11 protein-coding genes are annotated in these 12,659 nt (G+C 54.2%); 8 read left to right on the forward strand and 3 right to left on the reverse strand.

Going from position 1 to position 12,659, the window contains the following annotated elements; genetic code table 11:
• Window positions 1-51 precede the first annotated feature (51 nt).
• The 3 genes from actP to acs all read right to left on the reverse strand — a co-directional run bounded on the left by actP (window position 52) and on the right by acs (window position 4,171).
• The gene (gene actP, locus ACJHYW_RS11475) at window positions 52-1,701 is read right to left on the reverse strand and encodes a cation/acetate symporter ActP (protein WP_061092768.1); all 1,650 of its coding nucleotides are present in this window, start codon (window positions 1,699-1,701) and stop codon (window positions 52-54) included.
• Window positions 1,698-2,012: a DUF485 domain-containing protein gene (locus ACJHYW_RS11480; RefSeq protein ID WP_001014565.1), complete on the reverse strand. Its 315-nt coding sequence runs from the start codon at window positions 2,010-2,012 to the stop codon at window positions 1,698-1,700. The genes actP and ACJHYW_RS11480 overlap by 4 nt, the downstream gene beginning before the upstream one ends.
• A gap of 200 nt (window positions 2,013-2,212) precedes the next feature.
• Window positions 2,213-4,171, reverse strand: coding sequence for an acetate--CoA ligase (acs, locus tag ACJHYW_RS11485; RefSeq protein WP_000078218.1), 1,959 nt, complete (start codon window positions 4,169-4,171; stop codon window positions 2,213-2,215).
• Window positions 4,172-4,563: 392 nt separating this feature from the next.
• Between acs and nrfA the strand changes: the two genes are divergently transcribed.
• The 8 genes from nrfA to gltP all read left to right on the forward strand — a co-directional run bounded on the left by nrfA (window position 4,564) and on the right by gltP (window position 12,594).
• Complete coding sequence (gene nrfA / locus ACJHYW_RS11490; protein WP_001361474.1) at window positions 4,564-6,000, forward strand: ammonia-forming nitrite reductase cytochrome c552 subunit; 1,437 nt, start codon at window positions 4,564-4,566, stop codon at window positions 5,998-6,000.
• 44 nt (window positions 6,001-6,044) lie between these two features.
• The gene (nrfB, locus tag ACJHYW_RS11495; protein WP_001361475.1) at window positions 6,045-6,611 is read left to right on the forward strand and encodes a cytochrome c nitrite reductase pentaheme subunit; all 567 of its coding nucleotides are present in this window, start codon (window positions 6,045-6,047) and stop codon (window positions 6,609-6,611) included.
• Window positions 6,608-7,279, forward strand: coding sequence for a cytochrome c nitrite reductase Fe-S protein (nrfC, locus tag ACJHYW_RS11500; RefSeq protein ID WP_000220294.1), 672 nt, complete (start codon window positions 6,608-6,610; stop codon window positions 7,277-7,279). Before nrfB ends, nrfC begins: the two co-directional genes overlap by 4 nt.
• Window positions 7,276-8,232, forward strand: a complete 957-nt coding sequence (nrfD, locus tag ACJHYW_RS11505) for a cytochrome c nitrite reductase subunit NrfD (protein ID WP_000195162.1) — start codon at window positions 7,276-7,278, stop codon at window positions 8,230-8,232. The genes nrfC and nrfD overlap by 4 nt, the downstream gene beginning before the upstream one ends.
• A 19-nt stretch (window positions 8,233-8,251) precedes the next feature.
• The gene (locus ACJHYW_RS11510; RefSeq protein WP_071987228.1) at window positions 8,252-9,970 is read left to right on the forward strand and encodes a heme lyase CcmF/NrfE family subunit; all 1,719 of its coding nucleotides are present in this window, start codon (window positions 8,252-8,254) and stop codon (window positions 9,968-9,970) included.
• Entirely contained in the window at window positions 9,963-10,346 is a 384-nt protein-coding gene (gene nrfF, locus ACJHYW_RS11515) for a heme lyase NrfEFG subunit NrfF (protein WP_001032541.1), read from the forward strand. The genes ACJHYW_RS11510 and nrfF overlap by 8 nt, the downstream gene beginning before the upstream one ends.
• Complete coding sequence (gene nrfG, locus ACJHYW_RS11520) at window positions 10,343-10,939, forward strand: heme lyase NrfEFG subunit NrfG (protein WP_000812982.1); 597 nt, start codon at window positions 10,343-10,345, stop codon at window positions 10,937-10,939. Before nrfF ends, nrfG begins: the two co-directional genes overlap by 4 nt.
• Window positions 10,940-11,280: 341 nt before the next feature.
• Window positions 11,281-12,594 (forward strand): glutamate/aspartate:proton symporter GltP, encoded by a 1,314-nt coding sequence (gltP, locus tag ACJHYW_RS11525; RefSeq protein WP_000789589.1) that lies wholly within the window; start codon window positions 11,281-11,283, stop codon window positions 12,592-12,594.
• The last annotated feature ends 65 nt before the right edge of the window (window positions 12,595-12,659 follow it).

Consider the following 12,659-nt stretch of genomic DNA (forward strand, 5'->3'; position numbering starts at 1 on the left):
AGTACATCGCACCTTTTTACCGTTGGTCAGGTGACCAGAGGCTAGTGGAGATTAATGCGCGCGGCCTTGCTCAACGCCAAAGCCGGTCTGGGAACGGATAAACTGCGCACGGAACAGTTCACGCTCACGCGCGCCTTCCGCTGAGTTATCGGTTGCCGAGAAGAACCAGATGCCGAGGAATGCCACGCTGATAGAGAACAGCGCCGGGTATTCATACGGGAAGATGGCTTTTTCGTGACCGAGGATCTGTACCCAAATCGTCGGGCCGAGGATCATCAGCACCACCGCAGTAATCAGTCCTAACCAGCCGCCCAGCATCGCGCCACGGGTAGTCAGTTTCGACCAGTACATGGAAAGCAGAATGATCGGGAAGTTACAGCTCGCCGCGATGGCAAACGCCAGCCCCACCATAAAGGCGATGTTCTGATTCTCAAACAGCACGCCGAGGATAATGGCAATCACACCGAGGATCAGTACGGTGATTTTCGATACCCGCAGCTCTTCACGTTCGGTCGCACCTTTTTTGAAGACGTTAGCGTACAGGTCGTGAGACACCGCCGATGCGCCCGCCAGCGTCAGACCCGCAACCACCGCAAGAATGGTGGCGAAAGCAACCGCTGAAATAAAGCCGAGGAACAGGTTGCCGCCCACCGCATTGGCCAGGTGAACTGCTGCCATGTTGTTACCACCAATCAGATGGCCCGCCGCGTCTTTATATTCCGGATTCGCACCGACCAGCATGATCGCGCCAAAGCCGATAATAAAGGTCAGGATGTAGAAGTAGCCCATAAATCCGGTGGCGTAGAACACGCTCTTACGTGCTTCGCGGGCATCGCTGACCGTAAAGAAGCGCATCAGAATATGCGGCAAGCCCGCCGTACCAAACATCAGTCCTAGCCCCAACGACAGTGCTGAGATCGGATCTTTCACCAGCCCGCCCGGCTTCATGATGTCGACACCTTTCGGGTGTACCGCCATCGCTTCGCTGAACAGGTTGTTGAAGCTAAAGCCGATGTGTTTCATCACCATAAAGGCCATAAAGCTGGCACCGAACAGCAACAGAACGGCTTTGATAATCTGTACCCAGGTGGTCGCCAGCATGCCGCCGAACAGGACGTACATCATCATCAGCACGCCCACCAGCACCACTGCAATGTGATAGTTAAGGCCAAACAGCAGCTCGATGAGTTTACCTGCCCCCACCATCTGGGCGATAAGGTAAAGCGCCACCACCACCAGAGAACCACAGGCCGAAAGAATACGAATCGGCCCTTGTTTCAGGCGGTAAGAGGCCACATCGGCAAAGGTGTAGCGACCGAGGTTACGCAGACGTTCGGCAATCAGGAACAGAATGATCGGCCAGCCCACCAGGAAGCCCAGCGAATAAATTAAGCCGTCATAGCCGGAGGTAAACACCAGCGCGGAGATACCCAAGAATGAGGCGGCGGACATATAGTCCCCGGCAATCGCCAGCCCGTTCTGAAAACCGGTGATATTGCCGCCTGCGGTGTAGTAGTCATTACGCGAACGTACGCGTTTTGACGCCCAGTAGGTAATGCCGAGCGTAAACACAACGAAAATCAGGAACATAATAATCGCCTGCCAGTTCGTTGGCTGGCGCTCTACGGCCCCGCTAATAGCATCCGCGGCGTTAGCTGCGAAAGGGAGTGTGGCGGCAAGCGCCGTCAGAACTCTTTTCATGATGCTTGTACCTCATGCAGGACTTCATTATTAAGACGGTCGAATTCGCCGTTCGCCCGCCAGATGTAGATACCAGTGAGAACAAAGGAGATCACAATTACTCCAACACCAATCGGAATACCGCGTGTGACGCTGGTGTTCGGATTCAGCGGGGTGCCCAGCCAGCCGGGCGCGAAGGCGATCAGTAAAATAAAGCCGATATAAACTGCCAGCATAATAATCGACAGGATGGTGGCAAACCGTTGCCGTTTTTCGACTAACTCCCTGAAATGCGCATTGTCTTCTATCCGCTGATAAATAGTGCCATTCATCACAGATTCTCCAGAGGTAATGTAGGGATTGTTTTAATTCCCGCTCCCTTATGGGAGAAGGTTAACGCTCGGGTAACCCTTGCCGAATGTAGGCCGGATAAGGCGTTATACGCCGCATCCGGCAATCAATGCCTGATGCGACGCTGTCGCGTCTTATCAGGCCTACAAACCGTTACCGACTCGCATCCGGCAATTGTGGGTTACGATGGCATCGCGATAGCCTGCTTCTCTTCAAGCAGCTTCTCGACTACACCAGGATCGGCAAGCGTCGAGGTATCGCCCAGGTTGCTGGTATCGCCCGCCGCAATTTTGCGCAGAATACGGCGCATAATTTTGCCGGAGCGGGTTTTAGGCAGGGAGTCGGTCCAGTGCAGCACGTCTGGCGTCGCCAGCGGGCCAATCTCTTTACGCACCCAGTTGCGGACTTCTGCGTACAGTTCTGGTGACGGTTCCTCCCCGTGATTAAGCGTGACGTAGGCGTAGATCGCCTGACCTTTAATATTGTGCGGAATACCGACGACAGCGGCTTCGGCAATCTTCGGATGGGCCACCAGCGCCGACTCAATCTCCGCCGTCCCCAGACGGTGACCAGAGACGTTCAGCACGTCGTCCACGCGCCCGGTGATCCAGTAATAGCCATCTTCATCGCGACGCGCGCCGTCGCCGCTGAAATACATATTTTTGAAGGTGGAAAAATAGGTCTGCTCAAAACGTTCGTGATCGCCAAACAGCGTACGCGCCTGACCCGGCCAGGAGTCGGTGATCACCAGACTGCCTTCGGCGGCCCCCTCCAGCGGATGACCTTCGTTATCGACCAGCGCCGGTTGTACGCCGAAGAACGGACGTGTTGCCGAACCGGCTTTCAGCTCGGTAGCGCCAGGCAGTGGGGTGATCATGAAACCGCCAGTTTCGGTCTGCCACCAGGTGTCGACCACCGGGCATTTCTCGTTGCCGATCTTCTTCCAGTACCACTCCCACGCTTCCGGGTTGATTGGCTCGCCCACGGAACCGAGAATGCGCAGCGACGAACGGTCAGTGCCTTCGATCGCTTTATCGCCTTCCGCCATCAGCGCGCGGATCGCCGTGGGCGCGGTATAGAGAATATTGACCTGATGCTTGTCCACCACCTGGGCCATACGGGCAGGCGTCGGCCAGTTCGGTACGCCTTCAAACATCAGCGTGGTCGCGCCGCAGGCCAGCGGGCCATACAACAAATAACTGTGTCCGGTAACCCAACCCACATCGGCGGTGCACCAGTAGATATCGCCCGGATGATAATCAAAGACATATTTAAAGGTCAGCGCCGCGTACACCAGATAACCGCCGGTAGTGTGCAGTACGCCTTTCGGCTTACCGGTAGAACCGGAGGTATAGAGAATAAACAGCGGATCTTCGGCGTTCATCTCTTCCGCCTGGTGCTGATCGCTCGCTTGCTCAACCAGGTCGTGCCACCACAGGTCGCGCCCTTCCTGCCAGTCAATTTTTCCGCCAGTACGCTTCAGTACCACCACATGCTCTACGCTGGTGACGTTCGGGTTTTTCAGCGCGTCATCAACGTTTTTCTTCAGCGGAATACTACGCCCGGCACGCACACCTTCGTCGGAAGTGATCACCAGTCGTGAACTGGAGTCGATAATGCGTCCGGCAACGGCTTCCGGCGAGAAGCCGCCGAAAATCACCGAATGTACCGCGCCAATGCGGGCGCAGGCCAGCATCGCGACCGCGGCTTCCGGTACCATCGGCATATAAATCGCAACTACGTCACCTTTTTTAATGCCCAGTTCGAGCAGGGTATTGGCGAAGCGGCAGACGTCGCGGTGCAGCTCTTTATAGCTAATATGTTTGCTCTGGTGGGCGTCGTCGCCTTCCCAGATGATGGCGGTACGATCGCCGTTTTCTTGCAGATGGCGGTCAAGGCAGTTTGCCGCCAGATTCAGCGTGCCGTCCTCGTACCATTTAATGGACACATTACCGGGGGCAAAGGAGGTGTTTTTCACCTTCTGGTACGGTGTGATCCAGTCGAGAATTTTTCCCTGTTCGCCCCAGAAGGTATCTGGTGCGTTAATAGATTGTTGATACATCGCCTCGTACTGCTGAGGGTTTATCAGGCAACGGTCTGCGATGTTGGCAGGAATGGTGTGTTTGTGAATTTGACTCATGCTTTTGTTCTCCTTGTAAGATGTTAATAATATGTGGCATAAGCGTTAAATGTAGGGGTATTGGCAGTTTTGTTTAGTATTTGGGCGACAGATCACGCAAAAGTAGAATTGTGCAAATAAACGGCAGGGTAATTTTTGAAGGTCAGCAACAAAAGTTGATTAATTCTTTGAGGAACATGCAGTTATACATGCTGTTGAAAAAGAGGAAGATACTGACTAACTCTAAAGTGGTATTTTACATGCACTTACAATTGATTAAAGACAACATTCACAGTGTGGTTATTTGTTACACATAGGGGCGAGCAATGTCATGACAGTGTAGGTGCGGTTACTGTCGTGAAAAACAATAAAAACCGCCATTGCAACAATGGCGCAATTCGGATGAAGCCCCTATGACAAGGATAAAAATAAACGCACGCCGTATCTTCAGCTTATTTATTCCTTTTTTCTTTTTCACTTCTGTTCACGCTGAACAAACGGCAGCTCCCGCAAAACCTGTAACTGTGGAAGCGAAGAATGAAACCTTTGCCCCGCAGCATCCCGATCAATATCTCTCCTGGAAAGCCACCTCGGAACAGTCAGAGCGTGTTGACGCCCTGGCGGAAGATCCACGGCTGGTGATCCTGTGGGCGGGGTATCCCTTCTCGCGCGATTACAACAAGCCGCGTGGACATGCCTTTGCTGTGACCGATGTGCGTGAAACCCTGCGTACCGGTGCGCCGAAAAACGCTGAAGATGGTCCGCTACCGATGGCATGCTGGAGTTGTAAAAGCCCGGATGTGGCGCGTCTGATCCAGAAAGACGGCGAAGATGGCTACTTCCACGGAAAATGGGCGCGCGGCGGCCCGGAAATCGTCAACAACTTAGGTTGTGCCGATTGCCATAACACCGCCTCACCAGAGTTCGCCAAAGGCAAACCGGAGTTAACCCTTTCCCGTCCGTATGCGGCTCGCGCGATGGAAGCCATTGGTAAACCTTTTGAGAAAGCCGGACGTTTCGACCAGCAATCGATGGTTTGCGGTCAGTGCCATGTGGAGTATTACTTCGACGGCAAAAACAAAGCGGTTAAATTCCCGTGGGATGACGGCATGAAAGTCGAAAATATGGAGCAGTATTACGACAAAATTGCCTTCTCTGACTGGACTAACTCCCTGTCGAAAACGCCAATGCTGAAAGCGCAGCACCCGGAATATGAAACCTGGACAGCGGGCATTCATGGCAAAAATAACGTGACCTGTATCGATTGCCATATGCCAAAAGTGCAGAACGCCGAAGGCAAACTCTACACCGACCATAAAATTGGTAATCCGTTTGATAACTTCGCCCAGACTTGTGCGAACTGCCATACCCAGGACAAAGCTGCCTTGCAAAAAGTGGTCGCGGAACGTAAGCAGTCGATTAACGACCTGAAAATCAAGGTTGAAGATCAACTGGTTCACGCTCACTTCGAAGCGAAAGCGGCGCTGGATGCAGGCGCGACGGAAGCCGAAATGAAGCCGATTCAGGACGATATCCGTCATGCCCAGTGGCGTTGGGATTTGGCGATCGCTTCCCACGGCATTCATATGCACGCACCGGAAGAAGGTCTGAGGATGCTCGGTACGGCGATGGATAAAGCGGCGGATGCACGCACCAAACTGGCGCGCCTGCTGGCGACCAAAGGCATCATCCATGAAATCCAGATCCCGGATATCTCGACCAAAGAGAAAGCCCAGCAGTCCATTGGCCTGAACATGGAGCAAATCAAGGCCGAGAAGCAGGACTTCATCAAAACGGTGATCCCACAGTGGGAAGAGCAGGCACGTAAAAACGGTCTGTTAAGCCAATAACCCCGTTCCACCTCGCAAGGGGCGGAAAACACAATGGAGTGAATATGAGCGTATTACGTTCGTTATTAACTGCCGGGGTGCTGGCGTCGGGCCTGTTGTGGAGCCTGAACGGAATTACCGCTACCCCTGCGGCGCAGGCATCTGGTGATCGCTACGAAGTTACCCAGCAGCGTAACCCGGATGCCGCCTGTCTGGACTGTCATAAACCAGATACCGAAGGTATGCATGGCAAACATGCTTCCGTTATCAACCCGAATAACAAACTGCCGGTCACCTGCACCAACTGTCACGGCCAGCCATCACCGCAACACCGCGAAGGGGTGAAAGATGTGATGCGCTTTAACGAGCCGATGTACAAGGTTGGAGAGCAGAACAGCGTCTGTATGTCCTGTCATCTGCCGAAACAGTTGCAAAAAGCGTTCTGGCCGCACGATGTCCACGTAACCAAAGTGGCGTGCGCCAGCTGCCATTCCCTGCATCCACAGCAAGATACGATGCAGACGTTAAGTGACAAAGGACGGATTAAGATTTGCGTCGATTGCCACAGCGATCAGCGCACCAATCCGAACTTTAACCCGGCGTCTGTTCCGTTGCTTAAGGAGCAGCCATGACCTGGTCACGTCGCCAGTTTCTCACCGGCGTCGGTGTGCTGGCCGCCGTCAGCGGCACCGCAGGGCGCGTGGTGGCGAAAACGTTGAATATCAATGGTGTGCGTTACGGCATGGTGCATGACGAGTCGTTATGCATCGGCTGTACCGCCTGTATGGATGCTTGTCGGAAAGTGAACAAGGTGCCGGAAGGCGTCTCGCGCCTGACGATTATTCGTAGCGAGCCGCAGGGCGAATTTCCTGATGTGAAATATCGCTTCTTCCGTAAGTCTTGCCAGCACTGCGATCGTGCGCCGTGCGTTGACGTCTGCCCGACCGGTGCGTCTTTTCGCGACGCTGCCAGCGGGATTGTCGATGTTAACCCGGATCTCTGCGTCGGTTGTCAGTACTGCATCGCCGCCTGTCCGTACCGCGTGCGCTTTATCCATCCGGTCACGAAGACAGCGGACAAATGCGATTTCTGCCGTAAGACCCATTTGCAGGCCGGTAAGCTGCCCGCGTGCGTTGAAGCTTGCCCGACGAAGGCGCTGACGTTTGGCAATCTGGACGATCCCAACAGTGAGATTTCGCAACTGCTGTGCCAGAAACCCACTTATCGCTACAAGCTGGCGCTGGGAACCAAACCGAAGCTGTACCGCATACCGTTTAAATACGGGGAGGTGAGCCAATGACGCAGACTTCCGCATTTCATTTTGAATCGCTGGTGTGGGACTGGCCGATTGCCATCTACCTGTTTTTGATTGGTATTTCTGCCGGTCTGGTGACGCTGGCCGTGCTGTTACGTCGCTTCTACCCGCAGGCGGGCGGTGCAGACAGTACGTTGCTGCGCACCACGCTGATTGTCGGGCCGGGCGCGGTGATCCTTGGTCTGTTGATCCTCGTCTTCCACCTGACAAGACCGTGGACCTTCTGGAAGCTGATGTTCCACTACAGTTTTACCTCGGTGATGTCGATGGGGGTGATGCTGTTTCAGCTCTACATGGTGGTGCTGGTGCTGTGGCTGGCGAAAATCTTTGAACATGATTTGCTTGCCCTGCAACAACGCTGGTTGCCGAAGCTGGGGATCGTGCAAAAGGTTCTGAGCCTGCTGACGCCCGTTCATCGCGGACTGGAAACATTGATGCTGGTGCTGGCGGTGTTGTTGGGGGCTTATACCGGCTTTCTGCTGTCGGCGCTGAAATCGTATCCGTTCCTTAATAACCCGATCCTGCCGGTGCTGTTCCTCTTCTCCGGCATCTCGTCCGGTGCGGCGGTGGCGCTGATCGCCATGGCGATATGTCAGCGCAAAAATCCGCATTCCACGGAAGCGCACTTTGTACACCGTATGGAGATCCCTGTGGTATGGGGCGAAATCTTCCTGCTGGTGGCGTTTTTTGTCGGTCTGGCGCTGGGCGATGACGGTAAAGTGCGTGCGCTGGTGGCGGCATTGGGCGGCGGTTTCTGGACGTGGTGGTTCTGGCTTGGTGTCGCCGGGCTGGGGTTGATTGTGCCAATGTTGCTCAAACCGTGGGTCAATCGCAGTTCCGGCATTCCTGCCGTGCTGGCGGCGTGTGGGGCCAGCCTGGTCGGCGTGTTGATGCTGCGCTTTTTCATTCTCTACGCCGGGCAGTTAACGGTGGCGTAAGCCAGAACAGAGGTGGTTTCTGGACGTATTCCTTCCTGAAGTCGGTTTTCTGGCGTTGTTGTTAAGTCTCGGGGTCAACGTGTTGACCCCGTTGACGGCCTTTGCGGGAGTGCGGTTGCGCTGGCCTGCCATGATGCGACTCACTTGCATCGGCATTCTGGCGCAGTTCGCGCTCCTGCTGCTCGCCTTTGGCGTACTGACGTATTGTTTTCTCATCAGCGATTTCTCGGTCATTTATGTCGCCCAACATAGCTACAGCCTGCTGTCGTGGGAACTCAAACTGGCGGCGGTGTGGGGCGGTCATGAAGGTTCGCTGCTGCTTTGGGTGCTGCTGCTTTCCGCCTGGAGCGCGCTGTTTGCCTGGCATTATCGGCAGCAAACCGATCCGCTATTTCCGCTGACGCTAGCCGTTTTATCTCTCATGCTCGCCGCACTGCTACTGTTTGTAGTGCTGTGGTCCGATCCCTTCGTGCGGATATTTCCGCCAGCAATCGAAGGCCGCGATCTCAATCCGATGCTGCAACATCCCGGTCTTATCTTTCATCCACCGCTGCTTTATCTCGGCTACGGCGGTTTGATGGTGGCGGCGAGCGTGGCGCTGGCGAGTTTACTGCGCGGCGAGTTTGATGGTACCTGCGCCCGAATTTGCTGGCGCTGGGCACTACCAGGCTGGGGGGCATTAACGGCGGGGATCATCCTCGGTTCCTGGTGGGCCTATTGCGAACTGGGCTGGGGCGGCTGGTGGTTCTGGGATCCGGTGGAAAACGCCTCTTTATTACCCTGGCTTTCTGCCACTGCGCTGCTGCACAGTTTGTCCCTGACACGCCAGCGGGGGATTTTCCGCCACTGGTCGCTGTTACTGGCGATAGTTACTCTGATGCTGTCGCTGCTGGGCACCTTAATTGTCCGTTCTGGCATTCTGGTTTCGGTTCATGCGTTCGCGCTGGATAACGTTCGCGCCGTGCCGTTGTTCAGCCTGTTTGCACTGATTAGCCTTGCGTCTCTGACTCTGTATGGCTGGCGAGCGCGGGACGGTGGCCCGGCGGTGCGTTTTTCGGGGTTATCGCGGGAAATGTTAATCCTCGCTACGCTGTTGCTGTTTTGCGCAGTGCTACTGATCGTGCTGGTGGGAACGCTTTATCCGATGATTTACGGCCTGCTGGGCTGGGGACGCCTCTCCGTTGGCGCGCCGTATTTTAACCGTGCGACGTTACCGTTTGGTCTGTTGATGCTGGTGGTGATTGTGCTGGCGACGTTTGTCTCTGGCAAACGCGTGCAGCTTCCGGCGCTGCTGGCGCATGCGGGCGTGCTGTTATTTGCCGCAGGGATCGTGGTCTCCAGCGTCAGCCGTCAGGAGATCAGCCTGAATTTACAGCCGGGTCAGCAGGTGACGCTGGCAGGATACGCCTTCCGTTTTGAGCGTCTCGATCTGCAAGCCAGAGGCAATTACACCAGCGAAAAAGCGATAGTGGCACTGTTTGACCATCAGCAACGTATTGGTGAACTGACGCCGGAGCGGCGTTTTTATGAAGCACGCCGTCAGCAAATGATGGAACCGTCAATGCGCTGGAACGGCATCCATGACTGGTATGCGGTCATGGGCGAGAAAACCGGACCGGATCGTTACGCTTTTCGTTTGTATGTACAAAGCGGTGTGCGCTGGATCTGGGGGGGAGGATTGTTGATGATTGCGGGCGCATTGTTAAGCGGATGGCGGGGGAGGAAGCGCGATGAATAAAGGGCTTCTCACGCTACTGCTGTTATTTACCTGTTTTGCGCGCGCTCAGGTTGTAGACACCTGGCAATTCGCCAATCCGCAACAACAGGAACAGGCGTTAACTATTGCCAGCCAGTTACGTTGTCCGCAGTGCCAGAATCAGAACTTACTGGAATCCAATGCGCCGGTGGCGGTCAGTATGCGCCATCAGGTTTACAGCATGGTGGAAGAGGGGAAAAGTGAAGTCGAAATCATTGGCTGGATGACCGAACGCTACGGAGATTTTGTTCGCTATAACCCACCGTTAACGGGTCAGACGCTGGTGTTGTGGGCGCTGCCAGTGGTGTTGTTACTGCTGATGGCACTGATCCTCTGGCGAGTGAGGGCGAAGCGATGAAACAGCCTCAAATACCGGTGAAAATGCTGACAACACTCACGATTTTGATGGTATTTCTCTGTGTCGGCAGTTATCTGCTAAGTCCAAAATGGCAGGCGGTGCGTGCGGAGTATCAGCGTCAGCGCGATCCGCTACATCAGTTTGCCAGCCAGCAGACCCCGGAAGCGCAGCTTCAGGCATTGCAGGATAAAATCCGCGCTAATCCACAAAACAGCGAACAATGGGCGTTACTGGGCGAGTATTATCTGTGGCAAAACGATTACAGCAATTCGCTGCTGGCGTACCGTCAGGCGTTGCAACTACGTGGTGAGAACGCTGAACTGTATGCGGCGCTGGCGACGGTGCTTTATTACCAGGCCAGCCAGCATATGACCGCCCAGACTCGCGCAATGATCGACAAAGCCCTCGCGCTGGACTCTAACGAAATCACCGCTCTGATGCTGCTGGCTTCCGATGCGTTTATGCAGGCGAATTACGCGCAAGCCATAGAACTATGGCAAAAAGTGATGGATCTCAACTCACCCCGGATCAACCGGACACAGCTGGTCGAGTCGATTAATATGGCGAAATTGTTGCAGCGGAGATCAGATTAATCATCTGGTGATGAAGATTATGTTATTGAGCTGCATAAAAAATAATCGAATGAACATATGCCAAAAATAATCACCAATCAGTATTATTGCAGATTAAACAAATAAAAATCTTTCCATAACAAATGGTTATTCATTAATCCTGCCATAAACTCGCGTTATTATGCATTAATGCAGCGAAAAGCTCTGTTGTTAAAGGGTTGCGCAACATACCGCGCAAATGATACTGATCATAAGCGTTAAAAAAATCTACAAACCAACGCAACACAATTCATGCCCTGGCAGTATGTCACGTTCTCGCGTTTCTGAACGGGGAACAGCGCTCCATTGAGGAAGTTATTCTGATGAAAAATATAAAATTCAGCCTGGCCTGGCAGATTCTATTTGCTATGGTGCTGGGCATTCTCCTGGGAAGCTACCTGCACTACCATAGCGACAGCCGCGACTGGCTGGTCGTCAATTTGCTCTCTCCGGCGGGTGATATCTTCATCCATCTGATCAAAATGATTGTTGTGCCGATTGTGATCTCCACGCTGGTGGTGGGTATCGCGGGTGTTGGTGATGCCAAACAGCTCGGGCGTATTGGTGCGAAAACCATTATCTACTTCGAGGTGATCACCACCGTCGCCATCATTTTGGGGATCACTCTGGCGAACGTCTTCCAGCCCGGTGCCGGGGTGGATATGTCGCAGCTGGCGACCGTCGATATCTCGAAATATCAGAGCACTACGGAAGCGGTACAAAGCAGTTCCCACGGCATTATGGGCACGATTTTGTCGCTGGTGCCGACGAACATTGTGGCGTCGATGGCGAAAGGCGAAATGCTGCCGATCATCTTCTTCTCGGTGCTGTTTGGTCTGGGGCTTTCCTCCCTGCCCGCGACGCATCGTGAACCGCTGGTGACCGTGTTCCGCTCCATCTCTGAAACCATGTTTAAAGTGACTCATATGGTGATGCGTTATGCGCCGGTGGGTGTGTTTGCGCTGATTGCGGTGACGGTGGCTAACTTTGGTTTCTCGTCTCTGTGGCCACTGGCGAAACTGGTGCTGCTGGTGCATTTCGCCATTCTGTTCTTCGCGCTGGTCGTACTGGGAATTGTGGCGCGCCTGTGCGGGTTAAGCGTCTGGATCCTGATTCGTATTCTGAAAGATGAGCTGATTCTGGCGTACTCCACTGCCAGTTCTGAAAGCGTGCTGCCGCGAATTATTGAGAAGATGGAAGCCTACGGTGCACCGGCGTCGATCACCAGTTTCGTGGTGCCGACCGGTTACTCTTTTAACCTTGATGGTTCGACGCTGTATCAAAGTATTGCCGCTATCTTCATCGCGCAGTTGTATGGCATTGACCTGTCCATCTGGCAGGAAATCATTCTGGTGCTGACGCTGATGGTGACCTCGAAAGGGATTGCTGGCGTGCCGGGCGTGTCGTTTGTGGTGTTGCTGGCAACGCTGGGCAGCGTAGGGATCCCGCTGGAAGGTCTGGCGTTTATTGCCGGTGTTGACCGTATCCTCGACATGGCGCGTACTGCGCTGAACGTGGTGGGTAATGCGCTGGCGGTGCTGGTGATTGCCAAGTGGGAACACAAATTTGACCGTAAGAAAGCGCTGGCTTATGAGCGCGAAGTGCTGGGCAAATTTGATAAAACTGCGGATCAATAATTGAAGATTGCCGGGGATATCCACCCGGCAATGTGTGGATGCCTGATGCGACGCTTGCCGCGTCT

The organism is Escherichia sp. WS3063 (assembly GCF_046486595.1).
Classification (GTDB): Bacteria; Pseudomonadota; Gammaproteobacteria; order Enterobacterales; family Enterobacteriaceae; genus Escherichia; species Escherichia coli.